Source organism: Nocardioides sp. SLBN-35, assembly GCF_006715725.1.
GTDB lineage: Bacteria > Actinomycetota > Actinomycetes > Propionibacteriales > Nocardioidaceae > Nocardioides.
This window is the reverse complement of record NZ_VFNU01000001.1, coordinates 3345295-3369634: the sequence shown is the minus strand read 5'-3', so window position 1 is coordinate 3369634 and position 24340 is coordinate 3345295. Positions and strand designations below refer to the sequence as shown.

The following is a 24340-nucleotide window of genomic DNA, read 5'->3' as shown; positions in this document are numbered from 1 at the left end:
GCCGGTGAAACTGGCTCAGACCGGGACCAGCTCGACCGCGCCGACGGCGTAGCGGGCGAGGATCGTGCGGGCGATCTCCGGGTGGGCGCCGAGCGGCTCGGACACGGCGACGGCGCCGGCCTCGAGGGCGAGCTCGGTGGCCCGGTCGACCAGGTTGCCGGGCGCCAGGAACAGCGAGGCGACCGCGATGTGGCGACGCCCCTCGGCCCGGAAGGCACGCACGGCCTCGCCGGTGGCCGGCGGCGCGCTGGTGGCGTACGCGGCCGTGACGGGCAGCTTGTGGTGCGCGCCCCACAGCCGGGCGAGCCGGGCGACGGCCTGGTTGGCCAGCGGGTCCGACGTACCGGCGGCGGCGAGCACGAGCGCGTCGAGCTCGCGCACCCGGGCACCGCGCAGGGCTTCACGCAGCCGCTCGTCGAGCACCTCCAAGAAGCGCGCCTCGAGGCCGAGCACGGCCGTGGCGCGGATCTGCAGGCCGGGGTGGCGCGTGGTCGCCTCGGCGATCACCTCGGGTACGTCGACCCGGGCGTGGAAGGCCTCGACCAGCAGCAGCGGTACGACGACGATCTCGTCGTACCCCGCCTTCACCAGCCGGTCCACGACGGTGTGGAAGTTCGGCTTGGCGAGGTCGAGGAACGCCTTCTCGATGCGCAGGTCGGGACGCAACGCCTTCGTCGCGTCGACGAGCGCGGAAACGGTGGCGGCCGAGCGCGGGTCGCGGCTGCCGTGGGCAAGGGCGATGAGTGCCGGAGCGGTCATCGTCGGTTCCCCCTCTCCTCCGGGATGCGGGCGGTCATGAGTGGATCCCGCATTCGGTCTTGTTGGTGCCGGCCCAGCGGCCGCTGCGCGGGTCCTCGCCGGGGGCGACCCGGCGGGTGCACGGCGCGCAGCCGATGGACGGGTAGCCGTCGTAGACGAGCGGGTTGACGAGCACGCCGTTCTCGGCGATGTAGCGCTCGACCTGCTCGTCGCTCCACCGGGCGATGGGGGAGACCTTGACCTTCTGCTTCTTGGCGTCCCAGCCGATCACCGGCGCGATCACCCGGTTGTGCGTCTCCGCGCGGCGCAGGCCGGTCGCCCACGCGTCGTACCCGGCCAGCGAGTCGGCCAGCGGCTTGACCTTGCGCAGGGCGCAGCACAGGTCGGGGTCGCGCTTGTAGAGCTCGGGGCCGTACTCGGCGTCCTGCTCGGCCACGGCCTGGACCGGGGTGATCGAGATCAGGTTGACGTTCATCGTGGCCGCGACCGCGTCGCGGGTCCCGATGGTCTCGATGAAGTGGTAGCCGGTGTCGAGGAACACGACGTCGACGCCGGGCACGACCTTCTCGGCGAGGTGCGCCAGGACGGCGTCGCCCATCGAGGAGGTGATGCAGAACCGCTCGCCGAACGTGGCCGCGGCCCACTCGATGATGACCTCGGCGGGGGCGAGCTCGAGCTCGGCGCCCCAGTGGGACACGAGCTCGCGGAGCTCCTCAGGGGACCGGCCGGCGGTGTGCGACCCACGGAACTCGCGGGCGGCACGCGTGGTGGCAGTGGTCATGAAGCACCTCCTTCAGGGGTGCGGGCGGACGGGGCGGCGGGCCCCAGGAACTGGAGGCTGAAGGCCCGGAGGCAGCTGCGGCATTCCCAGCCGCCTGCTTCGCGGGGCCACAGGTCGGTGTCGCCGCAGTAGGGGCAGTGGTACGGCGACGCGGCACGCGCGCTCCGTCCGCTGCCCGGCTCGACCGACCCGTGTCCCATCAGACCGATTCCAGGGTCTTCTCGCCGCGCAGCAGCTCCTCGTCCGCGCGGTGGACCCACTCGTCGAACGCCTCGCCGTCGGTGCGGTCGGCGAGGTAGTTGGTGACGATCGTGGTGACGTAGTCGTCGAGACCGGCGCTGGTGACCTTGTGGGCGCGCAGCTTGCGGCCGAAGTTGGCGCGCAGGCCCGTGGCGCCGCCGAGGTGCACCTGGAAGCCCTCGACCTGCTCGCCCTCGGAGAGCACCATCTGGCCCTTGAGGCCGATGTCGGCGACCTGCGTGCGCGCGCACGCGTTGGGGCAGCCGTTCACGTTGATCGTGATGGGGGTGTCGAGGTCGGGGAAGCGCTTCTCGAGCTCGAGGGTGAGCAGGCGTGCGCGCTCCTTGGTGTCGACCAGGGCGAGCTTGCAGAACTCGATGCCGGTGCAGGCCATCGTGTTGCGTCGCCAGTTCGAGGGACGGGCCGTCAGGCCGATGCCGTCGAGGCGCTCGAGCAGGGCCTCGGTCTTGTCGCCGTCGACGCCGATCAGGACGATCTTCTGGTACGCCGTGAGGCGGGCGCCCTCGACGCCGAACTCGTCCATCAGCTCGGCGAGCTGGACCAGGGCGGTGCCGGAGATCCGGCCTGCCGAGGGAGCGAGGCCGACGTAGAAGCGGCCGTCCTTCTGCTCGTGGACACCGACGTGGTCGCGGTGGCCGACCGGCGTCTCGGGAGAGGCGAGGGTGGCAAGCTTCTTGCCGAGGTACTCGTTCTCGAGGACCTCGCGGAACTTCTCCACGCCCCAGTCGGCGACCAGGAACTTGAGCCGGGCGCGCGAGCGCAGGCGGCGGTAGCCGTAGTCGCGGAAGATGCCGGCGACCCCGGCCCACACGTCCGCCACCTCGTCCAGCGGGATCCACACGCCGAGCTTCTGGGCGAGCATCGGGTTGGTGGACAGGCCGCCGCCGACCCACACGTCGAAGCCCGGGCCGTGCTCGGGGTGCACCGAGCCGACGAAGGAGACGTCGTTGGTCTCGGGGGAGACGTCCATGCTGGGGTGACCCGTGACGGCGGTCTTGAACTTGCGCGGGAAGTTCGAGAAGTCCTTGTTGCCGATGTAGCGACGCTCGATCTCGAGCAGCGCGGGCGTCCCGTCGATGATCTCGTCCTTGGCGATGCCGGCGACCGGCGAGCCCAGGAACGGTCGGGGGGAGTCGCCGCAGGCCTCGATGGAGTGGAGGCCGACCGCGTCGAGGCGCTCCCAGATCTCGGGGACCTTCTCGATCTCGATCCAGTGGTACTGGATGTTGGCGCGGTCGCTGACGTCGGCGGTGTCGCGGGCGAAGTCGACGCCGATCGAGCCGAGGGCCCGGACGGCGGCCGACGAGAGCAGCTTGCCGTCGGAGCGGACCCGCATCATGAAGTAGCGGTCGTCCAGCTCCTCTTCCTCGAGGGCGGCGGTCTCGTTGCCGAGGATCCCGGGCCGGCGCTGGGTGTAGAGACCCATCCAGCGGAAGCGGCCGCGCAGGTCGGCGGGGTCGATCGAGTCGAAGCCGCGCTTGGAGTAGGTGTAGAGGATCCGGTCCCGCACGTTGAGCGGGTCGTCGTCCTTCTTGGACTGCTCGTTCTTGTTGAGCGGCTCGGTGTAGCCGAGGGCCCACTGGCCCTCCGCGCGCTTCGGGCGCGGGATCTCGGTGAACTTGGCACGTTCGGGCTTGAAGCGCAGGTCAGGCATGCGGAGAGGAGGTCCTTCGCTGATGGGTACGCCCGGCTGTGGAGGCGTACGGCTCGGGTGGATGCGGCGGCGACGTCAGCGGGGCCAACACATCATGCTGCGCGTGCGCCCGAAGTCCACGTGGCGTCGAACCACGAGGTGCGCATGGGTGGCAGCAGTGACCATGTCAATGAGTCTCACCCCTCGGACTCCTGGTCCACAAATCCGAATCTCATTATCTGGATGCCGTTCCCAACATGTGGACGTATCGTGCGCCTGACCCGCCCGCTCAGGCGGGGCCTGCGACGCACGTCACACCGGGTGCCGCCTGCCAGCGCGCCAGCAGGTGTTCGCCACTACGCTGTGCGCCATGAGCGACAACTCCCTCAACGGCGCCCTCGTCAGCAGCGCCTACAACCAGGCCCTGGAGGTCATCGCCTCCGTCGAGCCCCGCATCGCGGACGCGACGCGCCAGGAGCTCGCCGACCAGCGCGCGTCGCTCAAGCTGATCGCGAGCGAGAACTACGCCTCGCCCGCCGTGCTGCTCACCATGGGCACCTGGTTCAGCGACAAGTACGCCGAGGGCACCGTCGGGCACCGCTTCTACGCCGGCTGCCAGAACGTCGACACCGTCGAGGCGCTCGCCGCCGAGCACGCCCGCGAGCTGTTCGGCGCCGAGTACGCCTACGTCCAGCCGCACTCCGGCATCGACGCCAACCTGACGGCGTACTGGGCGATCCTGGCCCACCGGGTCGAGGGACCCTGGCTGCAGGACGCCGGCGTGAAGAACATGAACGACCTCTCCGACGCCGACTGGGAGCGGCTGCGGCACGAGCTCGGCAACCAGCGGTTGCTGGGCATGAGCCTCGACACCGGCGGCCACCTCACCCACGGCTTCCGCCCGAACATCAGCGGCAAGATGTTCCACCAGCAGCAGTACGGCACCGACCCGGAGACCGGGCTGATCGACTACGACGCCCTGCGGGCCAAGGCCAAGGAGTTCAAGCCCCTCATCCTGGTCGCCGGCTACTCGGCGTACCCGCGCCGGGTGAACTTCGCCAAGATGCGCGAGATCGCCGACGAGGTCGGTGCGACCCTCATGGTCGACATGGCCCACTTCGCCGGCCTGGTCGCCGGCAAGGTGTTCACCGGCGACGAGGACCCGATCCCGCACGCCCACGTGGTCACCAGCACCTCGCACAAGTCGTTGCGCGGCCCGCGCGGTGGCTTCATCCTCGCGACCGAGGAGTACGCCCCGAGCGTCGACCGCGGCTGCCCGATGGTGCTCGGTGGCCCGCTCTCGCACGTGATGGCCGCCAAGGCCGTCGCCTTCGCGGAGGCCCGCACGCCCGCCTTCCAGACCTACGCCCAGGCTGTCGCCGACAACGCGAAGTCCCTGGCCGAGGGGCTGCAGACCCGCGGCACCAAGCTGGTCACCGACGGCACCGACAACCACATCGTGCTGCTCGACGTGTCCTCCTTCGGGCTGACCGGTCGCCAGGCCGAGTCGGCGCTGCTCGACGCCGGTGTCGTCACCAACCGCAACTCGGTCCCGTCCGACCCCAACGGCGCCTGGTACACCTCGGGCATCCGGATCGGCACCCCCGCGCTCACCAGCCGCGGCTTCGGCGGCGCCGAGTTCGACGCGGTCGCCGACCTGATCGTCGAGGTCCTCAAGAACACCACGCCCGGCACGACGTCGGCCGGTGCGCCCTCGAAGGCGTCCTACGTCCTCGCCGACGGCGTGGCCGACAAGGTCCGCTCGGCGTCGGCGGAGCTGCTCGACAAGCACCCGCTGTACCCCGGTCTCGACCTCTCCTGAGCTACCTCCAGGAGTAGCTGACCTCGGGCCGCCCGCCGCTCGCGCCGTACCTCAGGCCGCGGGCGGCGAGCCCTTGGTCGGCGAGGTGCTCGAGGTAGCGCCGCGCGGTGACGCGCGAGCTGCCGACGGCGGTGGCGACCTCGCTCGCGGAGAGGTCGCCACCGGCCTCGCGCAGCGCGGCCGTGACGGCGCGCAGCGTCTCCGTGCTCATCCCCTTCGGCAGCGGCGCGGTCGCGCTGGGTCGTAGCGAGCCCAGCAGCCGGTCGACCTCGTCCTGCACGACCTCGGCGGGTGCGGCGTCCAGCTCTGCCCGGTAGGCGGCGTACTGCTCGAGCTTGGCGCGGAAGGTGGCGAACGTGAACGGCTTGAGCAGGTAGAGCACCACGCCCTGGCCGACCGCCTGGCGCACCACCTGGGTGTCGCGGGCAGCGGTCACCGCGATCACGTCGCACAGGTGGCCGGCGCCGCGCAGGCCGGCCAGCAGCCCCAGCCCGTGGGTGTCGGGCAGGTTCATGTCGAGCAGCACCAGGTCGACGGGGGCGCCGGCATCGCGGGCGGCGTCCAGGGCCCGGGCCGCGTCGCGTGCCGAGCGGGCGACCCCTGCCAGCGCGAAGCCCGGCACCCGTCCGACGTACGACGCGTGCGCCTCGGCCGCCAGCTCCTCGTCCTCGACGACGAGCACCCGCACGCTCACGGCGCCGTCCCGGTGCGCAGGGTGACCGTGAACTCGGCGCCGCCGAGCCCGGACCGGCCGACCGCGACGTGGCCGTCGTGCTTGCGGGCGACCTGGACGACGAGCGCGAGGCCCAGGCCACGGCCGGTGCCGGGCTCGGCCTTGGTGGTCCAGCCGCGGTCGAGCACCCGGCCGGCGGCCTCCGCGTCGAGCCCCGGGCCGCTGTCGCCGACCCGGACGACGAGGGTGCCGGCGTCGCCCTCGAAGGCGACGGCGACCCGGCGCGGGTCGACGAGCGCCACGGCGTCGAAGGCGTTGTCGACGAGGTTGCCGACCACGGTGACCAGGTCGCGGGCCGGGATGCTGCTGCCGGCCGGCACGGTGCCGGAGATGGCCAGGTCGATGCCGCGCTCGGCGCCCTCGGCGGTCTTGCCGAGCAGCAGCGCGGCCAGCACCGGGTCCTCGACGGCGCCGACGACCTGGTCGGTCAGCAGCTGGGCGACCTGGAGCTCGGAGGTCGCGAACTCGACCGCGTCGCCGGGGCGGCCCATCTCGATGAGGGACACGACGGTGTGCAGGCGGTTGGCCGACTCGTGGTTCTGCGAGCGCAGGGACTCCGTGAGCCGTCGTACGACCTCGAGCTCGCCGGTGACCGAGCGCAGCTCGGTGTGGTCGCGCAGGGTGACGACCGAGCCCACGTCGCGGCCGTCCCACCGGGCGGGGGCGGCGGACACGACGAGCATCCGCTCGCCGGCTAGGTAGAGGTCGTCGGACTCCGCGGTGCGTCCACGCGCGGCGGCGACCAGGCCCGGCGCGAGGCCGAGGTCCTCGACCGGACGGCCGACGACGTCCTCGGGCAGCGCGAGCAGCCGCCGCGCCTCGTCGTTGGCGAGCTGGACCCGGCCGGATCCGTCGAGGAGCAGCAGGCCCTCGCGCACGGAGTGCAGGACGGCGGAGTAGTACTCGTACATCCTCGCCAGCTCCTGCTCGCCCATCCCGTGGGTGACCCGGTGCAGCCGCCGGCCGAGCAGCCACGCACCGGTGAGGCCGAGCAGGAGCACCAGCAGCCCGCACAGCACCACGATGGTCACGTCGCGGCGCAGCCCGCGGTCGATGTCGCTGACGGTGATGCCGACCGAGACCAGGGCGACCACCTCGCCCCCGTCCTCCACCGGTACGACGGAGCGCACCGACGGGCCGAGGGTGCCGGTGTACTGCTGGGTGAAGACCTCGCCCCGGGGTGCGTCGCCGAGGTCGCCGACGAACCTCCGGCCGATCTGCGTGGGGTCGGGATGCGTGAAGCGGGTGCGGTCCAGGCCCATCACCACGACGAAGTCGGTGTCGGTGTCGCGGCGTACCTGCTCGGCCCACGGCTGCAGCTCGGCAGTCGGGTCGGCGCTGCGCAGCGCCTCGCGGACGGCGGGGGAGTCGGCCACGGTCTGGGCCACGGCGACCGCGCGCTGGGTGGCCCGGCTGCGCGAGTCGCGCCGGGCGTCGTAGGACGCCATCAGGATGCCGACCACGACGAGCAGCAGCACCGTGCCGACCTGCAGCACCAGCACCTGGCGGGCGACCGGGCGGTCGCGGAGCGGGCGTGGGCGGGGCACGTCGCCATTCTCGCGCAGCCGGGGCCCCTGCATGTGACCTGCGCCACGAACACAACGAACACAACGGTGACGGTCGTCACGACCGGTCGCAGAGTTGCGGAGAACCCCAGCCCGACCATGCGAAACCCGGAGGAACCATGGGCACCACCAGTACGGCGAGCGCGACCCAGCGCGGCGCGCGGACGCACTATCTCTACCTCGCGGTGATCGGCGCAGTGCTGCTCGGCATCGCGACCGGCCTGCTGTTCCCCACCTTCGCGGTCGAGCTGAAGCCGCTCGGCGAGGGCTTCGTCAACCTGATCAAGATGATGATCCAGCCGGTCATCTTCTGCACGATCGTCCTCGGCGTCGGCTCGGTCGCCAGCGCCGCGAAGGTCGGCCGGGTCGGCGGACTCGCCCTCGGCTACTTCCTCGTCATGTCGACGGTCGCGCTGTCGATCGGCATGCTCGTCGGCAACCTGCTGCAGCCCGGCGACGGCCTGCACCTGACCGCCGAGGCGGCCGCGACCGCGCAGGAGAAGGCGGCCGAGGGGCACGCCGACACCACCGCCTTCCTGCTCGGGATCATCCCGACCTCGGCCTTCAGTGCGCTCACCAGCGGCAGCGTGCTGCAGACCCTCCTGGTCGCGCTGCTCGTCGGCTTCGCGCTGCAGCGCATGGGCGCGACCAGCGCACCGATCATCACCGCCGTCAGCCACCTGCAGCGCCTCGTGTTCCGGCTGCTGGCGATGATCATGTGGGCCGCCCCGGTCGGCGCCTTCGGCGCGATGGCCGCGGTCACCGGCCAGGGCGGCGTGGACGCGCTGAAGAGCCTCGCCGTGCTGATGGTGGGCTTCTACATCACCTGCGTGCTGTTCGTCGTCGTCGTTCTCGGCGCGCTGCTCAAGCTCGCCACCGGCATCAACATCTTCGCGCTGCTGCGCTACCTGGGCCGCGAGTTCCTGCTCATCCTCGCCACCTCGTCCTCGGAGTCCGCGCTGCCCCGGGCCATCGCCAAGCTCGAGCACGCCGGCATCGACAAGACCACCGTCGGCGTCGTCGTCCCGACCGGCTACTCGTTCAACCTCGACGGCACCGCGATCTACCTGACCATGGCCTCGATCTTCATCGCCGAGGCGATGGGCACCCCGCTCGCGCTGGGCGAGCAGGTCTCGCTGCTGCTGTTCATGATGATCGCCGCCAAGGGCGCCGCCGGCGTGACCGGCTCCGGCATGGCCGTGCTGGCCGGTGGCCTGCAGTCGCACCGGCCCGAGCTGGTCGACGGCGTCGGCCTGATCGTCGGCATCGACCGGTTCATGTCCGAGGCCCGGGCGCTGACCAACTTCGCCGGCAACGCGGTCGGCACCGTCCTGGTCGGCCACTGGACCGGCAGCATCGACCGGGCCCGGCTGGACCGGGTGCTCGCCGGCGAGGAGCCGTTCGACGAGACCACGATGGTCGACGACCACGCGCCGGCGCCGGATGCCGAGGCGCGGCGGGTGCCTCAGCCGGTCTGATCGACCAGGTCCAGGACGTAGCGGGCGGTGGCTGCCCTGGTGGCGGCCATCGCCCGCAGCGCGTCGGTGGGCTCCTCTTCGAGCACCTCGAAGGGGATCGCCGAGAGCCCGCTGAAGATCAGCAGGTGCAGCGCGTGCGCGCGCCTGACCGCGTCGATGCCGAGGTCGACGCCCTCGGCGACCAGGCCCTCGACGTACGCCGCCAGGCAGGTCGCGTCACGCTCACCGAGGTCGCTCGCATCGCGGCGACCGATCTGGACGTCGCCGACGAGCAGCTGGCCGAGGTCGAACCCGACCGGCAGTGCCATGAAGAACCCGAAGTCGATCATCGTGAAGCCGTCGCGGTCGGGCCGCACCAGCAGGTTGTTGGGACAGGCGTCGCCGTGGCCGACCAGCTCCGGCTGGTCCAGCAGCTCCTCGGTGAGCCGCGGCAGGGCGTCGACGGCGGCCAGCAGGCGCGGTCGAAGGTCGGCGAACGCGCCGGCGACGAGCGGGTGCCGCCACACGCCCTCGTCGCCGAGGATCGGCAGCACCTGGTGGCCGAGCCGGCCGTCGACGTAGCTGCGGACATCCCACTCCCGGCTGCCGATCCGGGCCAGGGCCCGCACACCGGGGCGGGCCGCGAACCTGCCGAGCAGGTGCGCTGCGTGCCGGTAGCGGGCCAAGTCCCACGTCACGTCGGCCGTCGGCACCACCTCGAGCCACACGGTGTACGCGCCGTCGTCGATGTCGTGGACGCCCAGCGCGCGCGGGATCGCCAGGCCCTCGGGCAGGTGGTCGGCGAGGTCCGAGGAGTAGACCGCGCCCTCGGTGCGCCACGGCACCATCCCGGCGGCCCAGGACCGGATCTCCTCCGGGACGTCGAGGAAGAACGGCGAGCGCGACCACTCGTGGACGTGCTTCACGAACATCCGGAAGTCGTGGGCATGGCCGTCGACCGCCGCGGTCCCGCGCACCCACCAGCGACCTCCGGTGGTGATCGCGGGCAGCGCGTAGTCGACGACCTCGGCGCGGGAGGAGAGCAGCTCGACGTCGTCGACCCCGAGCAGCTCGGCGACCATCGCCGCGAGCACGTCATCGCCGACATCGGCCGCACCGAGAGCGGATCGGTCGTGCACGGTGACCTCCTGGCAGCGAGTCCCGAGCGATGCAGATCACCCGATCGTAGGGCCGTGCGGGTCCCCGGGGCACTGGCTCCGGGCCGCTAGCGTGAGGGCCATGGCGGAGGACTCGGGCACCCAGGTCGTGGTGCCGTGGCCCCGTCGCCTCGCCCACCTGGTGTGGCGCCTGGTGGTCACGACGGTGAGCTCGTGCCTGAAGTACCGCGTCACCGGGCTCGCGGCCGAGGCCGCCTTCTTCGCGGTGGTCTCGGTGCCGCCGCTGGTCTTCGCCCTCGCCGGCGGCGTCGGCTACGTCACCGAGCACTTCACCGCCGCCCAGGTCGACGAGGTGCGTCGTGCCGTCGTCGACCTGTTCTCGCGCTTCCTCACCGACACGGCCGTCAACAAGGTGATCAAGCCGACCATGGACGACGTGCTGCGCGGCGGCCGGTTCGACGTGATCTCGCTCGGGTTCGTGCTGGCCCTGTGGTCGGGCTCCCGGGCGCTCAACGTCTTCGTCGACACCATCACGATCATGCACGGGCTCGGCGGGCACCGGGGGATCGTGCGCACCCGGGCCCTGTCGTTCGTGCTCTACATCCTCGCCGTGATCTCCGGCGCGATCACGCTGCCGCTGGTGGTGGCCGGGCCCAAGCTGGTGCGGTCCTGGCTGCCCAACCGGGCGGAGTTCCTGATGGGGTTCTACTGGCCGCTGATCATCGTGATGTGCGTGTGCTTCCTCGCCACGCTCTACCACGTCTCGGTGCCGGTGCGGACCAACTGGAGCTTCAACCTGCCCGGTGCGGTGTTCTCGCTGACCAGCTGGGTCGTCGGGTCCTACCTCCTGCGCTGGGTGCTGACCGTGACCGCCGAGGACTCCCACTCGATCTACGGCCCACTGGCCGCGCCGATCGCGATCCTGGTGTGGCTCTACATCGCCGCGCTCGCCGTGCTCATCGGTGCGGGCGTCAACGCCGCCTTCGACGAGGTGTTCCCGCAGGAGGCCACGCAGCGGGCGCGCCGGGAGCTGCTCGACCGCCTGCTGCGTCGTACGCCGGACCCGGTGGAGTAGGTTCCCGCCGTGGGTGTGCTGAGCGGAGGACCGGCCGAGACCCCCCTGACGGGGCAGGTCGCGCTGCCCGAGCGGATCCGGTCGCCCTGGTGGCAGCTGGGGCGGCGCCTGCTGCTCGCCCTGGCGATCCTGGCCGGCACCGTGCTGCTGGTCTACCTCGACCGCGACGGCTATCGCGACTCCGGCGACGCCACGGCGGGCGACCCCACCGGCAGGATCACCCTGATCGACGCGATCTACTACACGACCGTCACCTTGAGCACCACCGGCTACGGCGACATCTCGCCGGTCAGCGACGGCGCCCGCTTGGTCAACGCGTTCATCATCACCCCGGCCCGCATCGGGTTCCTCGTGCTCTTGATCGGCACCACCCTCGAGGTGCTCGCCCAGCGCACTCGCGAGCTCTTCCGGATCTCCCGTTGGAGGAACAACATGGGACACCACGTCGTGGTGATCGGCTACGGCACCAAGGGCCGCAGCGCCGTCGAGACGCTGGTCGGCAACGGCCTCGACCGCGAGCACGTCGTGGTGGTCGACCCGAGTCCGGTCGCGCTGGCCGACGCCCACGCCGACCAGCTCGCCGTCGTCACGGGCGATGCCACCCGTCGCGGCGTCCTGCAGCGCGCCGGCGTCGCGGAGGCCGAGCAGGTCATCATCACCACCGGCCGCGACGACTCCAACGTGCTCGCCGCGCTCACCGTGCGCCAGCTCAACCCCGACGCCTGGATCGTCGCCGCGGTCAGCGAGCAGGAGAACGCACCGCTGATGCGGCAGTCCGGTGCCGACTCGGTCATCACCTCCTCCGACGCCGTCGGCCGGCTCCTCGGCCTCTCCACTCTCTCGCCCACGCTCGGCACGGTGATGGAGGACCTGCTCACCTACGGCGAGGGACTCGAGGTCGCCGAGCGCGAGCTGCTCGTCAACGAGGTCGGCATGCCGCCCCAGTCGCTGCCCGACCAGGTGATCGCGGTGGTCCGCGACGAGAAGGTCTACCGCTACTTCGACCCGGTCGTGACCCTGCTCGCCCGCGGGGACCGGCTGGTCGTCGTACGCCCGGCCAAGGAGCTGCCCTGGGCCCCCCGTCCGGGCACGCACGACGAGGACTTCGCCGCGGACGAGGACTGAGCCGGTGAAGGCAGGCTGAGCCCGGGACCCTCGGCGGGACCCCTGGTCCTCCCGGACTACGCCGGTCGCCGACGACCGTCCTGACCTGAGTGTCGATCGGTCCGATCCGGCTCGCGCCGCGCGACATCGGCTCCGCGAACCGGCAGGGTGGGTCGCATGGGGAAGGACTTCGGACCGTGGGTGCGCCACGACTGGTGCCCACGTTGCTACCGCCTGACGGAGCAGACGCGTTGGTACCGACGACTACTCGGCGAGCCGCCGGACCAGCACGAGCGGCGGGTGCGCTGCAACGAGTGCTCGGCCGACCTGGGCCACGCCGCGGCCAGCTGAGCGTGTGACAGCGGGGTTGGCCTCTGGGGATCGGGTACTGCGCGGTCGAAGTCCGTATCCGAGGAGGAGGCACTCATGCACCGCAAGAGCACGGCCGAACAGTTGAGGGACGACCTGCGCGATCTCGTCGACGCTGTCGTGCCCGAGGTCGAGTCCGCGGCCCACGCCGTCGCGGAGAAGGCACCACCGCTGATCCACCACGGCCGCGCGGTGGCCGTCGAGAAGGGCACGCGGGCGGCGACGTCGCTCGCCCAGCGGATCCCGGACCCGGTCATCGATCGGCTGCCGGACACGGTCGCGGACCGGCTCCCGCAGCCGCACCGCAGGCGGGGCCGGACGCTGCTCGTGCTCGGCGCGCTCGGCCTTCTCGGTGCAGGCGCTGCGGTCGTCGCCCGCCGGCGGCAGGCCCCACCCGAACGCCCCGTGGCGACCGGGATCGACGAGCAGGACCGGGCCTGACGTATTCGAACATGTGTTCTATTCTGGGCTCATGGCGGGGGTGCGGCACGTGTGGGTCCGACTGCCGTTCGTGCCCGTCGAGCTGCCCGGCCTGGTGCTCCACTGGCGCGCGACCGACAACGGCTGGGAGGGCCTGGTGTCGTACGTCGACCGCGAGGGTCGGGCGGTGACCGACTGGCTGGCCGCGACCGCTCTGCGGCCGGTGCCGCTCGAGCAGAAGGGCGGCTCGCCGGCGCCGTGACCCGGACGGCGACGGCGTGCGGGATCGTCGGAGGTCATCTCGTCGTTTTCGCCCCGCGTGGCGGCTCTGGCCACTACTCTCGGTCCCGGTTCCCCAACCACAGCGTGCCCGACGAACCCCACACTCGCCGGGCACGGGACGCCCTGCCCGGCATCGCCGGGCAGGGCGTTCTTCGTACCCGGACCTGGTCGCTCGTGATGTCGCCCGTCGTGCGGCGGGTAAAGCCTTCGCGAAGTGCCTCCGGTGCTCCGGCCGCCGACCTACTCTGAGCCACACCAGGCGATTCTCGGGATCGGCCAGGTTGCGACGATGAAGGGATCCCGCGCATGTCGATCGTGCGTCCGCAGCTCGACGTGGCTCCCTGCGTCCCCCCTTCCCCGGCTCGTGGCTGTTCCCTGCATCGGGCCGGCCGTGGTGAGGCGTCCCCACTCAGCCTGACCATGGGCGGGTGCTCTCCGGGAGACCACTGAGTGCCTGTCGGACCCGGGAATCCCGGGTGTCCGCTCCGTTGCGGGAAGAGCGCGCCCGCGACGGAGCGGACGACCACCCGGCCGCCATGATGGACCCGTGGACACCGAGACCAGGACCTACCGCACCGGCGAGCGCGACGTGGTCCTCGACCTGACCCGCGACTGCGCGGCCTTCGTCGCGGGCCGTGGCGACGGCCTGCTCCACGTCTTCGTGCCGCACGCCACCTGCGGCCTCGCGATCCTCGAGACCGGCGCCGGCAGCGACGACGACCTGCTCGCCCTCCTCGGCGACCTGCTGCCCGCCGACGACCGCTGGCTGCACCGCCACGGCACCCGCGGCCACGGGCGGTCCCACGTGCTGCCGGCCCTGGTGCCGCCGTACGCCACCGTGCCGGTGCTCGCCGGCAGCCTCGCGCTCGGGACCTGGCAGAGCATCTGCCTGGTGGACCTCAACGTCGACAACCACGAGCGTGAGGTGCGGTTCAGCTTCCTCGCGGGATGAGGCGGCGCAGCGGGAACGCTCGCGCGGCAGGACACTAGGCCGGGGCCAGCACGATGTCGAAGCGCACCCGGGACCAGGCCCCGTCGACCACGCGGTCCGCGGGAGCGGGGGTACCCGCCGGCTGCTGCTCGAACCTCTTGACCAGCGAGTCCTTCACGCCGAAGACCGAGTCGCGGTCGAGCAGCTCGTCGCCCTCGACGAAGATGTGCGTGACCAGGGTGCGCCGCCCCGCGGCGGTGACCATGAAGTGCAGGTGCGAGGCGCGCATCGGGGAGCGGCCGGTGGCCGCGAGCATCCGGCCGACCGGACCGTCGTGCGGGATCGGGTACGGCGTCGGTGTGATCGCCCAGAAGGCATAGTTCCCGTCCGGCCCGCTGTGCAGGTGGGCGCGTGCGGCGGTCCGGTCGTCGTCGTACTGCACGTCGTAGAAGCCGTCGTCGTCGGCCTCCCACACCTCGATCCGTGCGCCCGGCACGGGGTTGCCGTCGGTGTCGGTGACGGTGCCCTCGACCCAGCACGGCTCGCCCGCCGCGCCACCGGCGATGTCGCCGCCGGACTCGATCCGCGGCGAGCCGTCGACGAAGAACGGTCCGAACACGGTGGCCTCGGTGGCGTCGCCGTGGGCCTGGTTGTTCATCGCGATCGTCTGCATGGACGCGCCGAGCACGTCGGAGAGCAGGATGAACTCCTGGCGCCGCTCGTCGGTGATGTGTCCCGTGTCGGTGAGGAAGCCGATCCCGGCCTCCCACTCGGCCTCGGTCAGCCGGACCTCGCGCAGGAAGGCGTGGAGGTGCCGGGTCAGCGCCTGCATCAGCTCCTTCAGGCGCGGGTCGGCGGTGGCGTCGAAGGAGCGCAGCACGCGCTCGACCAGGTCCTGCTCGCGGGCCTGCTGCTCGGGTGGGACGGGCGTGCTCATGCGGGATCGGCTCCTTCCCAGACCGCACGGAGGAGCGCGGTGAGGTTCTCGGTGGTGACCGGCGTGGGGTTCGATGGTGGTACGACGGGCAGCACGGCCGCCACCGCGTCGGGGATCTGGTCCTCGCGGAACCCGTGGTCGCGCAGCGCCCGCGGCGCGCCGACGTCGGTGCGCAGTCGCTCGAGCCCGGCCAGGGCGGTGGGTGCGCCGAACGCCGTCGCCAGCCGGGCGTCCGCCTCGGGGGCGTTCGCGACGTTGAGCGCCAGCACGTGCGGCAGCACCGCGGCGTGGGTCTGCGCGTGCGGGAGGTCGTAGCGGCCGCCCAGCACGTGGCAGATCTTGTGGTGCAGCCCGGACCCGGCGGACGCGAAGGCGACGGCGGCGAGGTAGGCGCCATGGATGGTCTGCTCCCGTCCCTCGACCGAGCGCGGATCGGCGACGACCGCCGGCAGGCCGGCGTACAGCGCCCGGGCGCCCTCGGTGGCCAGCGCCGCGTTGATCGGGTCGGCGCGCGGCGCCCACAGCGAGTCGACGCAGTGCGCGAGCGCGTTGAGGCCGCTGGCGACGGAGAGGTCCACGGGCAGGCCGGTCATCAGCGTGGCGTCGTACACGACGGCGTGGGGGAGTACCCGCCGGTCGACGCCGGTGGTCTTCACGGCGCCCGCGGTGAGGCCCCAGACGTCGGTGGCCTCGGAGCCGGCGTACGTCGTCGGCACGGCGATGATCGGGAGCCCGGTGGTGAGGGCGACCGCCTTGCCGAGTCCGGTCGTCGAGCCGCCGCCGACGGTGACGACCACGTCGACCCGCGCGTCGGTGGCGGCCGCACGGGCGCGGTCGGCGACCTCGACGGGGACGTGCATGACCACCTCGTCGTACGTCAGGGCGACGGGCAGTCCGTCGGTCACCGCCGCCGCGAGCGCGGCCTCCCGCTCGGAGGCGATCACCATCACGCGCGTGGCGCCGAGGGCGGCGACCTCCTCGGCGACCGAGGCCGCCGCGTCGCCGGACGCGAGCCGGACCCGCTGGGGCAGGGTGTCGTGGACGAACCTCATGCGTCCCTCCCGAGCAGCGTGCCGAGCGCGGTGCGCAGGGCCGCCCCAGGGTCCTCGGCGAGGGTGTGGGCGCGCCAGGCGACGTGCTTGTCGGGTCGGACGAGGAGGGCTCCGCTCTCCTCGACCTCGCGCAGCTTGGACCAGTCGTAGTAGAGGTCGGTGACCTCGCGGCCAGGCCCGATCACCACGCTCGCCAGCGGCACGCCGAACTCGGCGGCCACCTTCTCCGCGGCGGGAGCCCAGGCCTCGCCGGCGACGCCGGTGATCAGTGTCCAGCGGTCGTACGGCGCCAGGTCCATCATCGCCCGCTTCGCGACGTTGTCGCCGACCCAGGCGTGCGGCAGGTGCGCGCCGGGCGAGGTCGACATGACGTGGAACAGGTCCTCGTCGGCACTGGGTGCCGGCCGAGTGCCGTCGGACAGGATCGCCCGTGACTCGTAGAACTGGCCGAGCTCGACGCCGTGCGCGTTGAACTCGTAGTTCTTGCGATCCATCGCCGTCACCAGGGCGGCCCGTCGGGCCGCGCCCTCGGGGGTGTTGTCCTTGCGCTGCTCGATGACCGCGGCCATCGCGGCCGGGTCGGTGAGCCCGGTGACGCCGAGTGCGTCGAAGATCTCCGCGAACTCGCGTGCGCTCCGGTTGGCGCGCGTGACGATCCTCTTCGCGACGGGCGCGCGCTCCTCGGAGTAGCTCTCCAGCAGGCTCGAGTCGGCCTCGCCCCTGAGGACGGCGGCCAGCTTCCACGCCAGGTTGTAGGAGTCCTGGACCGAGGTGTTGGAGCCGAGGCCGTTGCTCGGGGGGTGCCGGTGGATGGCGTCGCCGACGCAGAACACCCGTCCCCGCTGCAGGTGCGTCGCGTACATCTCGTTGACGCCCCACAGCGAGTACCCGGTGATCTCAGGCTCCAGGTCGGGCATGCCGAGCAGGTCGCGCACGATCCGAGTGGCTTCGGCGTCGTCGAGGTGCGGGGGCTCCTCGTCGATGTCGTAGCCCCACACGATCAGCCACTCGTCCCACGGCCGGACCATGCGGACCAGCCCGGTGCCGATCCCGCCGACATTGGAGCCGGGCTGGATCACCCAGTAGAGGACGGAGGGCCGGTGGTCGACGTACGCACCGATGTCGGCCTTGAAGGTGATGTTCATCGACCCGGCGATGTCCATCGCGCCCTCGAACGGCAGGTCGATGTCGGCGGCGACCTTGGAGCGGGCGCCGTCCGCGCCGATCAGATAGCGGCAGCGGATCGTGTACTCGTGGCCGGTGAGCCGGTCGCGTACCCGCACGTCGACCTTGTCGTCGTCCTGCACGTGCGAGAGGTACTCGGTCGAGAACCGCGCCTGGGTGCCACGCTCGGTCGCGTTGCGGACCAGGATCGGCTCGAGGTAGGTCTGCGGGATGTCGACCGTCAGGCACGGCGAGGCGAGCTGGTAGTCGGCCTCGCGGTCCGGACGCGTGCCCCAGGTGTGGATCCGGCCGATCTCCTCGCCCGCGATGCTCGTGCAGAAGACGGTGTCGCCGCACAGCTCGTGGGGCGTCGCGTCGGCCAGCACCTGCTGCTCGATGCCGAGGTCGCGGAAGACCTCCATCGCGCGCTGGTTGGTGATGTGGGCGCGCGGGGTGTTCGCGGTCCAGCGGTACTTGGTGATCATGATGTTGGGGACCCCGAGGGTGCTCAGGAAGAGCGCCGCCGCGGCGCCGCCGGGACCCGAGCCGACGACCAGCACCTCGGTCTCGACCACGTCCTCGACCGCGGGCAGCTCGGTGTCGGCGATGCCGTCGTTGAACTCAGCCATGTCCCGAGACTGCGGCCCCGGTGTGGCCGTCGCCACAGGTGGGAGCTGTGATGGCGGAAATGCGCACCTCGTGGCCGTGTGTCTGGCCCGGGCTTCCGGCGCGGTCTCTGGCGCAATGATGGTTGACGTGTCATCCTTTCTGCATGAGGGCGGTTCCGGAGGCGCGGGTCTTCGAGGTCGGCGGCGTGGCCGAGGTCGGTGCCTGGGAGCGGCACAACGCCGAGGCGCTGATCGAGCTCGCCTGTGCGCTCCCGGACGGGGCATTCCGCGCGCGGGAGGTCAACCTGCAGCTCGACCGGGTGCATGTCGCCCTCGTCTCCGGCACGGCGCACACGGTCTCGCGCGACGCGGGGCTCGTGGCCGAGCGTCCCGCCGACGCGATCGCCGTGTATGCCGCGCTGCGGGGCGAGGCGCTGCTCGAGTCCGGTGGCCGGCGCCGTGTGGTCCGGCCCGGACAGCTGCTGGTCTGCGACGTGGACCGCCCGTTCCTGCGGGGCTTCGGGCACGGGCTCGAGGAGCTCGCCGTCAAGATCCCGCGGCCGCTGTTCACCGAGGTCACCGGCCTGGCCTCGCTCGACGCGCCGCTGGTCATCGACGCCGCCGGAGATGGCGCCGACCCGCTCGCCCGGGCCCTGGTCCGGCTGGTCGGGCGGTCGGTGGCGGCCGACGTACCGGTGCCGGCGGACGAGCGCGCCGTCCTCGAGCTGGTCTCCGTCCTCGCCACCGGCTCCCGCGGCTCCCTCGCCCTCGCCCACCGGGCCGCCGCCCGCGCGTACATCGACGACCACCTCACCGACCCCGCGCTCTCGGCGGCCTCGGTCGCCGCCGGCGCCGGGATCAGCGAACGTCAGCTGTCGCGGGTCTTCGCCGATGCCGGCACCTCGGTCCCGCGCCAGATCCTCGCCCGCCGCCTCGACCTGGCCCATGCACTCCTCGCCGCCGGTGCCGCTGGGCGGACGGTCGACGTCGCCACCCGATGCGGGTTCGCCTCGGCGTCGTACTTCTCGCAGGCCTTCCGCCGCCGGTACGGCGTCAGCGCGGGCGAGGTGCGGCGCAGCGCGGCCTCCTGAACCTAGGATCCGCGCATGCACACCGGTCGCCTCGAGGCATTCAGCGACGGCGTCCTCGCCATCGCGATCACCGTCATGGTCCTGGAGCTCAAGCCGCCGGCCGGCGATGACTGGCACGCGCTGTTCCACTCCACGGGACTGGGCCTGCTGACGTACGTGCTCAGCTTCGTCTACATCGGCATCTACTGGAGCAACCACCACCACCTGTTCCAGCTGGTCGAGCACGTCGACGGCGCCGTGCTCTGGGCCAACCTGCACCTGCTGTTCTGGCTCAGCCTGTACCCGTTCACCACCGCCTGGCTCGACGAGAGCCGCATCGCCGAGGTGCCGACGATCGTCTACGGTCTCAACCTGCTCGGCGCTGCCCTCGCCTACTACCTGCTGCAGCTGGTCGTCGAGCGCACGCCGTCCGGTCGGCGTACCAGGGAAGCGCTCGGCCGCGACATGAAGGGCAAGATCTCGCCCGTGCTCTACATCGCCGGCATCCTGCTCGCGCTGTGGGAGCCGGTCGCCGGGATCGTGCCGATGGTGGTCGTGGCCGCGATGTGGCTGGTGCCGGACCGGCGGGTCGAGCGGTTCCTGGCGGGGGAGCGGGGCGAGGGCGTCGCTTGAACGGGCACCGGAAACGAACAAACCGGCCCGATCCGTGAGGATCCGAGCCGGCTCGGTGCCCGAAGGCTGGTGGGCGATACTGGGTTTGAACCAGTGACCTCTTCCGTGTCAAGGAAGCGCGCTACCGCTGCGCCAATCGCCCCTGTGGAGTTGTCTGTGAGGTGGGTACGGGATTTGAACCCGTGTACACGGATTTGCAGTCCGTTGCCTCGCCTCTCGGCCAACCCACCGCGGCGGCCCTACACACTGGCCTGGTCAGGCAGTGGGTCTGACCACTCCGAGCGGACGACGAGGCTCGAACTCGCGACCTCAACCTTGGCAAGGTTGCGCTCTACCAACTGAGCTACGTCCGCATCGCACTGCCCTGCGTGCCTTTCGGCCCGCCCTGCGGTGCGTTGAGAACAGTAGCCGATTGCGTGAACCGCGCCAAAACGGGGGTCCACTTCCGGCATGTCGGCCCCTTCTACGCTGGGCCCATGCGCGTGTGGATCAACGGCCGAGTCCTGTCCGACCCGATGGCGCCGGCGGTGCCGGTGACCGATCACGGACTGACCGTCGGGGACGCGGTGTTCGAGGCGGTCAAGGTCGTCGACGGCAAGCCGTTCGCGCTGGGGCGCCACCTCGACCGGCTGGAGCGGTCGGCGGCCGGGCTGGGGCTGGTGGGCCTCGACGTCGATGACGTACGACGGGGCGTGGCCGCCGTGCTCGAAGGCGAACCGCTGCCGCTGGGTCGGCTGCGGATCACCGTCACCGGCGGCAACGCACCGCTGGGCAGCGGGCGCGGCGACGACCCGCTGACCGCGATCGTGGTGGCCGCCCCGATGGATCCGGCGCAGGAGACGACGGCGGTGATCACCGTGCCGTGGCCGCGCAACGAGCGGGGGCCGCTGGCGGGACTCAAGACGACGTCGTACGCCGAGAACGTCGTCGCCCTGGCCGCTGCGCGCGAGCAGGGCGCGAGCGAGGCGGTGTTCGCGAACCTCGCCGGGAACCTGTGCGAGGGCACCGGCACCAACGTGTTCTACGTGGTCGACGGCGAGGTGCGCACGTCCACGCTGGCCAGCGGCTGCCTGGCCGGAGTGACGCGGGCGCTGGTCCTGGAGTGGGTCGGGGCGGTCGAGGTGGACGAGCCGATCGACGTGGCGGCCGGCGCCGACGAGATCTTCCTGGTCTCGACGACCCGCGACGTGCAGGGCGTGCACCGCTGGGACGACCGCACCCTCGAGGCGCCCGGCCCCGTGACGAAGCAGGCCGCGGCGGCCTGGCGGGAGCGCGAGCCGGAGCTGCTCGGAATCGACAGCTAGCGAGCGCCGACCACGCTGAGCGACACGCCCTCACCGAGGCGGTAGGGGTTGGTCGCCAGCAGCGCGCCGAGCACCCGGCGCATCCGCGAGATCTCCGCGCGCACGGTGACCTGGCGCCCGCTGTCGCCGTACAGCACCTGGCTGAGCCGGCCCGCGGAGACGCCGGCTGGGCCGGCGGCGGCGATGGCTGCGAGGAGCTCGGCGTGCCGGGGTGTGAGTGCGACCCGCCACGGCGAGTCGCCGCCGCGTACCTCGAGGGTCGCGGGCGAGGCGCCGAGATCGAGCACTGCCGAGAGCACGTGCGCGGAGGCCGAGGGCCGGATCAGCCAGCCACCTCGCAGGCGCTCGGGCAGGCACAGCCCGATCCCCGGTACGGCGAGGGCCCGGTCGGGTTGGGGCGCCTCGACCCGGTCGCGGACGGCGACGCCCTGGTGCGCGGCGACCCAGCCGTGGTCGTCGACCACGAGCAGCGGGCCGTTGGCGCCGGAGAGCAGCGGCTCCGCCGTGCGCCGCAGCTGGTCGAGACGTTCCTCGTGGTGGCGCCACAACCGTGCCTCCGCGAGCCGGACCGATGCCGTGACGAGCGCCTCGATCGCCGGGTGGAGCGTGAGCGCGGGTCCGCTGACGTCGACGATGCCGAGCAGCGAGCCGTCGATCGGGTCGTGGATGGGGGAGGCGGTGCAGTACCAGGGCACCTGGGCGTTCTCGAAGTGCTCGGCCGCGAACAGCTGCACCGGCGCGGCCTCCGCGAGCGCGGTGCCGATCGCGTTGGTGCCGACGGCCTGCTCGGTCCAGGTCGCGCCGTCGGCGAAGCCGAGCCCGTCGGCCTGCCGCTTCACCCGCGGCGAGCCGCTGCGCCACAGCACCACACCCTCGGCGTCGGTCACGACGACCAGGTAGTTCGACGCGTCGGCGGCGCTGAGCAACAGCTCACGGATCTCGTCGATGACCAGCGAGAGCCGCGACGTACGACGCCGCTCCTCGACGTCGGAGGGCGGCAGCGGGTCACGGCCGTTGCGGCCGTCGGGATCGATCCCGAGGCTCAGCACCCGGGTCCAGGACCGCGCGACGACGGCCCGCGGCCGCTCGGGCGGCGCGGACCCGGAGAGCACCGCGTCGTGGATCCGGACCAGGTCGCGGGCCCGCATCGCGAGGTCGTGCGTGGCCATGTCACCACCGTAGGCGGTGCGGTGTGATCGAGGCCACATGCAACAACGTGCAACGGTTCCCGGCAACGGCGGTCCGGAGGTCGACTTCTCGGCATGACCCAGCTCGACGACCGGCCCGTCACCACGGCCGACACCGACCCCGAGATCGATCCCGCCACCGCCTGGTTCGCGGCCTTCGAGGACGCCCTCACCGCCCGCGACGTCGACCGCGCCGCCGGCTTGTTCGCCGCGACCAGCTTCTGGCGCGACCTGATCGCCTTCTCCTGGAACCTCACCACCGTCGAGAACCCCGACGGCGTCGCGGACCTCCTCACCCACACCCTCGACCGGGTCGACCCGCGCGGCTTCCGGCTCACCGAGCCCGCCGACACCGCCGACGGCGTCACCACCGCGTGGTTCGAGTTCGAGACGTCGGTCGGCCGCGGCCGCGGCCTCGTGCGCGTCGTCGACGAGGACGGACCGAAGGCGTGGACCTTCCTCACCACCTTGTACGAGCTCAAGGGCCACGAGGAGCCCAAGGGCGTACGACGCCCGATGGGTGCCGTGCACGGTGCGACCAAGGAGCGGGTGACCTGGCTGGAGAAGCGCCAGGCGGAGGACGCCGCACTGGGCGTCGACACCCAGCCCTACGTCCTCGTCGTCGGCGGCGGCCAGGGCGGCATCGCCCTCGGCGCCCGGCTGCGCCAGCTCGGCGTACCGGCCCTCGTCATCGACAAGCACCCGCGCCCGGGCGACCAGTGGCGCAACCGCTACAAGTCGCTGTGCCTGCACGACCCGGTCTGGTACGACCACCTGCCCTACCTGAAGTTCCCCGACAACTGGCCGGTCTTCGCGCCCAAGGACAAGGTCGGCGACTGGCTCGAGTTCTACACGCGGGTGATGGAGGTGCCGTACTGGTCGAACACGGTCGCCACCAGTGCGTCGTACGACGAGGGCACGGGGGAGTGGACCGTCCACCTCGAGCGCGAGGGCAAGCCGCTCGTCCTCAAGCCCACCCACCTGGTGATGGCGACCGGCATGTCGGGCAAGGCCAACGTGCCGACCTACCCCGGTGCCGACGTCTTCCAGGGCGAGCAGCACCACTCCTCGCAGCACCCCGGCCCGGACGCGTACGCCGACAAGAAGGTCGTCGTGATCGGCAGCAACAACTCGGCCTTCGACATCTGCGGCGCGCTGTGGGAGTCCGGCGCCGACGTGACGATGGTGCAGCGCTCGTCGACGCACATCGTCAAGAGCGACACCCTGATGGACATCGGCCTGGGCGACCTCTACTCCGAGCGCGCGGTCGAGAACGGCGTCACCACCGAGAAGGCCGACCTGATCTTCGCGTCGCTGCCGTACAAGATCATGCACGAGTTCCAGATCCCGCTGTACGACAAGATGCGCGAGCGCGACAAGGACTTCTACGACCGGATGGCCGCCGCCGGCTTCGACCTCGACTGGGGGGACGACGGGTCCGGACTGTTCATGAAGTACCTGCGCCGCGGCTCGGGCTACTACATCGACGTCGGTGCGGCCGAGCTGGTGGCCAACGGCGACGTCAAGCTCGCGCACGGCCAGGTCGACCACCTGACCGAGACGTCCGTCGTGCTGGCCGACGGCACCGAGCTCCCGGCTGACCTCGTCGTCTACGCGACCGGCTACGGCTCGATGAACGGCTGGGCCGCCGACCTGATCAGCCAGGAGGTCGCGGACCGCGTCGGCAAGGTGTGGGGCCTCGGCTCCGACACCACCAAGGACCCCGGCCCGTGGGAGGGCGAGCAGCGCAACATGTGGAAGCCGACCCAGCAGGAGAACCTCTGGTTCCACGGCGGCAACCTGCACCAGTCGCGCCACTACTCGCTTTACCTGGCCCTCCAGCTCAAGGCCCGGCACGTCGGGATCGACACCCCGGTGCACCGGCTCCAGGAGGTCCATCACCTCGGCTGAGGATCCCGAGCCACCCCGATGCGAACCGCGGTCGCGAGATGCGTTAGAGTCTCCGACCGCGGTTCCTTCGGTTCCGCGTCCGGGCGATTGGCGCAGTGGTAGCGCGCTTCGTTCACACCGAAGAGGTCACTGGTTCGAACCCAGTATCGCCCACCGGACGGCAC

At 71.8% G+C, this 24340-nt stretch carries 22 protein-coding genes and 4 tRNA genes; 13 read left to right on the top strand and 13 right to left on the bottom strand.

All coding sequences use genetic code 11. The features are described from left to right. Positions 1 to 15: 15 nt before the first annotated feature. The 3 genes from FBY23_RS16390 to FBY23_RS16375 all read right to left on the bottom strand — a co-directional run bounded on the left by FBY23_RS16390 (position 16) and on the right by FBY23_RS16375 (position 3455). Positions 16 to 759: a sirohydrochlorin chelatase gene (locus FBY23_RS16390; protein ID WP_141799117.1), complete on the bottom strand. Its 744-nt coding sequence runs from the start codon at positions 757 to 759 to the stop codon at positions 16 to 18. A gap of 34 nt (positions 760 to 793) precedes the next feature. Continuing rightward, on the bottom strand, positions 794 to 1540 hold the full coding sequence (locus tag FBY23_RS16385) for a phosphoadenylyl-sulfate reductase (RefSeq protein WP_141799116.1): 747 nt from the start codon (positions 1538 to 1540) through the stop codon (positions 794 to 796). Positions 1541 to 1739: 199 nt separating this feature from the next. Continuing rightward, positions 1740 to 3455, bottom strand: a complete 1716-nt coding sequence (locus FBY23_RS16375; RefSeq protein ID WP_141799114.1) for a nitrite/sulfite reductase — start codon at positions 3453 to 3455, stop codon at positions 1740 to 1742. A gap of 349 nt (positions 3456 to 3804) precedes the next feature. On the opposite strand from FBY23_RS16375, the gene FBY23_RS16370 reads away from it, so the two are divergent. Further along, positions 3805 to 5256 carry a glycine hydroxymethyltransferase gene (locus FBY23_RS16370; protein WP_141799113.1) on the top strand — a complete coding sequence of 484 codons (1452 nt, stop codon included), beginning with the start codon at positions 3805 to 3807 and terminating at the stop codon, positions 5254 to 5256. A gap of 1 nt (position 5257) precedes the next feature. Here the strand turns inward: FBY23_RS16370 and FBY23_RS16365 are convergent, their stop codons facing one another. After that, positions 5258 to 5950, bottom strand: coding sequence for a response regulator (locus tag FBY23_RS16365; RefSeq protein ID WP_141799112.1), 693 nt, complete (start codon positions 5948 to 5950; stop codon positions 5258 to 5260). Further along, a complete protein-coding gene (locus tag FBY23_RS16360) occupies positions 5947 to 7536 on the bottom strand; it encodes a sensor histidine kinase (protein WP_260806036.1) in 1590 nt (529 codons plus the stop codon). The genes FBY23_RS16365 and FBY23_RS16360 overlap by 4 nt, the downstream gene beginning before the upstream one ends. Positions 7537 to 7673: 137 nt before the next feature. Here FBY23_RS16360 and FBY23_RS16355 point away from each other — a divergent pair, with 137 nt between their 5' ends. Further along, a complete protein-coding gene (locus FBY23_RS16355) occupies positions 7674 to 9032 on the top strand; it encodes a cation:dicarboxylate symporter family transporter (protein ID WP_141799111.1) in 1359 nt (452 codons plus the stop codon). On the opposite strand, the gene FBY23_RS16350 is transcribed toward FBY23_RS16355, so the two are convergent. Continuing rightward, complete coding sequence (locus tag FBY23_RS16350) at positions 9020 to 10150, bottom strand: phosphotransferase (RefSeq protein ID WP_141799110.1); 1131 nt, start codon at positions 10148 to 10150, stop codon at positions 9020 to 9022. The genes FBY23_RS16355 and FBY23_RS16350 overlap by 13 nt on opposite strands. Before the next feature lie 100 nt (positions 10151 to 10250). On the opposite strand from FBY23_RS16350, the gene FBY23_RS16345 reads away from it, so the two are divergent. The 6 genes from FBY23_RS16345 (at position 10251) to FBY23_RS16325 (ending at position 14331) form a co-directional block, all read left to right on the top strand. Continuing rightward, positions 10251 to 11204, top strand: a complete 954-nt coding sequence (locus FBY23_RS16345) for a YihY/virulence factor BrkB family protein (RefSeq protein ID WP_141799109.1) — start codon at positions 10251 to 10253, stop codon at positions 11202 to 11204. A gap of 9 nt (positions 11205 to 11213) precedes the next feature. After that, positions 11214 to 12329: a TrkA family potassium uptake protein gene (locus tag FBY23_RS16340; RefSeq protein ID WP_313901098.1), complete on the top strand. Its 1116-nt coding sequence runs from the start codon at positions 11214 to 11216 to the stop codon at positions 12327 to 12329. A 156-nt stretch (positions 12330 to 12485) separates the two neighbouring features. Continuing rightward, positions 12486 to 12659, top strand: coding sequence for a hypothetical protein (locus FBY23_RS26010; RefSeq protein WP_160158269.1), 174 nt, complete (start codon positions 12486 to 12488; stop codon positions 12657 to 12659). A gap of 75 nt (positions 12660 to 12734) precedes the next feature. Then, a complete protein-coding gene (locus FBY23_RS16335) occupies positions 12735 to 13118 on the top strand; it encodes a hypothetical protein (protein WP_141799108.1) in 384 nt (127 codons plus the stop codon). Positions 13119 to 13149: 31 nt separating this feature from the next. Next, complete coding sequence (locus FBY23_RS16330) at positions 13150 to 13359, top strand: hypothetical protein (RefSeq protein ID WP_141799107.1); 210 nt, start codon at positions 13150 to 13152, stop codon at positions 13357 to 13359. Positions 13360 to 13926: 567 nt separating this feature from the next. Further along, complete coding sequence (locus FBY23_RS16325; protein ID WP_141799106.1) at positions 13927 to 14331, top strand: YjbQ family protein; 405 nt, start codon at positions 13927 to 13929, stop codon at positions 14329 to 14331. A 34-nt stretch (positions 14332 to 14365) separates the two neighbouring features. On the opposite strand, the gene FBY23_RS16320 is transcribed toward FBY23_RS16325, so the two are convergent. Genes FBY23_RS16320 through FBY23_RS16310 form a run of 3 tightly spaced genes read right to left on the bottom strand, consistent with a single transcriptional unit; the run spans position 14366 to position 18092 of the window. Beyond that, positions 14366 to 15247, bottom strand: coding sequence for an intradiol ring-cleavage dioxygenase (locus tag FBY23_RS16320; RefSeq protein WP_141799105.1), 882 nt, complete (start codon positions 15245 to 15247; stop codon positions 14366 to 14368). Beyond that, positions 15244 to 16299 (bottom strand): maleylacetate reductase, encoded by a 1056-nt coding sequence (locus FBY23_RS16315; RefSeq protein ID WP_141799104.1) that lies wholly within the window; start codon positions 16297 to 16299, stop codon positions 15244 to 15246. Before FBY23_RS16315 ends, FBY23_RS16320 begins: the two co-directional genes overlap by 4 nt. Continuing rightward, entirely contained in the window at positions 16296 to 18092 is a 1797-nt protein-coding gene (locus FBY23_RS16310) for an FAD-dependent monooxygenase (RefSeq protein ID WP_141799103.1), read from the bottom strand. The genes FBY23_RS16315 and FBY23_RS16310 overlap by 4 nt, the downstream gene beginning before the upstream one ends. 143 nt (positions 18093 to 18235) lie before the next feature. Between FBY23_RS16310 and FBY23_RS16305 the strand changes: the two genes are divergently transcribed. Together FBY23_RS16305 and FBY23_RS16300 are read left to right on the top strand one after the other, a co-directional pair. Further along, the gene (locus FBY23_RS16305; protein ID WP_141799102.1) at positions 18236 to 19162 is read left to right on the top strand and encodes a helix-turn-helix domain-containing protein; all 927 of its coding nucleotides are present in this window, start codon (positions 18236 to 18238) and stop codon (positions 19160 to 19162) included. 15 nt (positions 19163 to 19177) lie between these two features. Further along, positions 19178 to 19774, top strand: a complete 597-nt coding sequence (locus tag FBY23_RS16300; protein WP_141799101.1) for a TMEM175 family protein — start codon at positions 19178 to 19180, stop codon at positions 19772 to 19774. A gap of 67 nt (positions 19775 to 19841) precedes the next feature. Here FBY23_RS16300 and FBY23_RS16295 read toward each other — a convergent pair. The 3 genes from FBY23_RS16295 to FBY23_RS16285 all read right to left on the bottom strand — a co-directional run bounded on the left by FBY23_RS16295 (position 19842) and on the right by FBY23_RS16285 (position 20127). Continuing rightward, positions 19842 to 19916: transfer RNA gene (locus FBY23_RS16295), tRNA-Val, on the bottom strand. 17 nt (positions 19917 to 19933) lie between these two features. Beyond that, positions 19934 to 20004, bottom strand: a tRNA-Cys gene (locus tag FBY23_RS16290). Between the two features lie 50 nt (positions 20005 to 20054). Further along, positions 20055 to 20127: transfer RNA gene (locus FBY23_RS16285), tRNA-Gly, on the bottom strand. 123 nt (positions 20128 to 20250) lie between these two features. On the opposite strand from FBY23_RS16285, the gene FBY23_RS16280 reads away from it, so the two are divergent. Further along, positions 20251 to 21078 carry an aminotransferase class IV gene (locus FBY23_RS16280; RefSeq protein WP_141799100.1) on the top strand — a complete coding sequence of 276 codons (828 nt, stop codon included), beginning with the start codon at positions 20251 to 20253 and terminating at the stop codon, positions 21076 to 21078. Here FBY23_RS16280 and FBY23_RS16275 read toward each other — a convergent pair. Beyond that, positions 21075 to 22247: a GAF domain-containing protein gene (locus FBY23_RS16275; RefSeq protein ID WP_141799099.1), complete on the bottom strand. Its 1173-nt coding sequence runs from the start codon at positions 22245 to 22247 to the stop codon at positions 21075 to 21077. The genes FBY23_RS16280 and FBY23_RS16275 overlap by 4 nt on opposite strands. A 93-nt stretch (positions 22248 to 22340) precedes the next feature. Here FBY23_RS16275 and FBY23_RS16270 point away from each other — a divergent pair, with 93 nt between their 5' ends. After that, the gene (locus FBY23_RS16270) at positions 22341 to 24176 is read left to right on the top strand and encodes an NAD(P)/FAD-dependent oxidoreductase (protein WP_141799098.1); all 1836 of its coding nucleotides are present in this window, start codon (positions 22341 to 22343) and stop codon (positions 24174 to 24176) included. 81 nt (positions 24177 to 24257) lie between these two features. Continuing rightward, positions 24258 to 24329, top strand: a tRNA-Val gene (locus FBY23_RS16265). Positions 24330 to 24340 lie beyond the last annotated feature (11 nt).

Coding starts and splice junctions, on each gene's coding strand:
- FBY23_RS16320 (WP_141799105.1), bottom strand. CDS start 15,247: ATGAGCACGCCCGTCCCACCCGAGCAGCAGGCCCGCGAGCAGGACCTG.
- FBY23_RS16335 (WP_141799108.1), top strand. CDS start 12,735: ATGCACCGCAAGAGCACGGCCGAACAGTTGAGGGACGACCTGCGCGAT.
- FBY23_RS16385 (WP_141799116.1), bottom strand. CDS start 1,540: ATGACCACTGCCACCACGCGTGCCGCCCGCGAGTTCCGTGGGTCGCAC.
- FBY23_RS16305 (WP_141799102.1), top strand. CDS start 18,236: ATGAGGGCGGTTCCGGAGGCGCGGGTCTTCGAGGTCGGCGGCGTGGCC.
- FBY23_RS16345 (WP_141799109.1), top strand. CDS start 10,251: ATGGCGGAGGACTCGGGCACCCAGGTCGTGGTGCCGTGGCCCCGTCGC.
- FBY23_RS16275 (WP_141799099.1), bottom strand. CDS start 22,247: ATGGCCACGCACGACCTCGCGATGCGGGCCCGCGACCTGGTCCGGATC.
- FBY23_RS16310 (WP_141799103.1), bottom strand. CDS start 18,092: ATGGCTGAGTTCAACGACGGCATCGCCGACACCGAGCTGCCCGCGGTC.
- FBY23_RS16330 (WP_141799107.1), top strand. CDS start 13,150: ATGGCGGGGGTGCGGCACGTGTGGGTCCGACTGCCGTTCGTGCCCGTC.
- FBY23_RS16300 (WP_141799101.1), top strand. CDS start 19,178: ATGCACACCGGTCGCCTCGAGGCATTCAGCGACGGCGTCCTCGCCATC.
- FBY23_RS16375 (WP_141799114.1), bottom strand. CDS start 3,455: ATGCCTGACCTGCGCTTCAAGCCCGAACGTGCCAAGTTCACCGAGATC.
- FBY23_RS16280 (WP_141799100.1), top strand. CDS start 20,251: ATGCGCGTGTGGATCAACGGCCGAGTCCTGTCCGACCCGATGGCGCCG.
- FBY23_RS16270 (WP_141799098.1), top strand. CDS start 22,341: ATGACCCAGCTCGACGACCGGCCCGTCACCACGGCCGACACCGACCCC.
- FBY23_RS16315 (WP_141799104.1), bottom strand. CDS start 16,299: ATGAGGTTCGTCCACGACACCCTGCCCCAGCGGGTCCGGCTCGCGTCC.
- FBY23_RS16390 (WP_141799117.1), bottom strand. CDS start 759: ATGACCGCTCCGGCACTCATCGCCCTTGCCCACGGCAGCCGCGACCCG.
- FBY23_RS26010 (WP_160158269.1), top strand. CDS start 12,486: ATGGGGAAGGACTTCGGACCGTGGGTGCGCCACGACTGGTGCCCACGT.
- FBY23_RS16370 (WP_141799113.1), top strand. CDS start 3,805: ATGAGCGACAACTCCCTCAACGGCGCCCTCGTCAGCAGCGCCTACAAC.
- FBY23_RS16355 (WP_141799111.1), top strand. CDS start 7,674: ATGGGCACCACCAGTACGGCGAGCGCGACCCAGCGCGGCGCGCGGACG.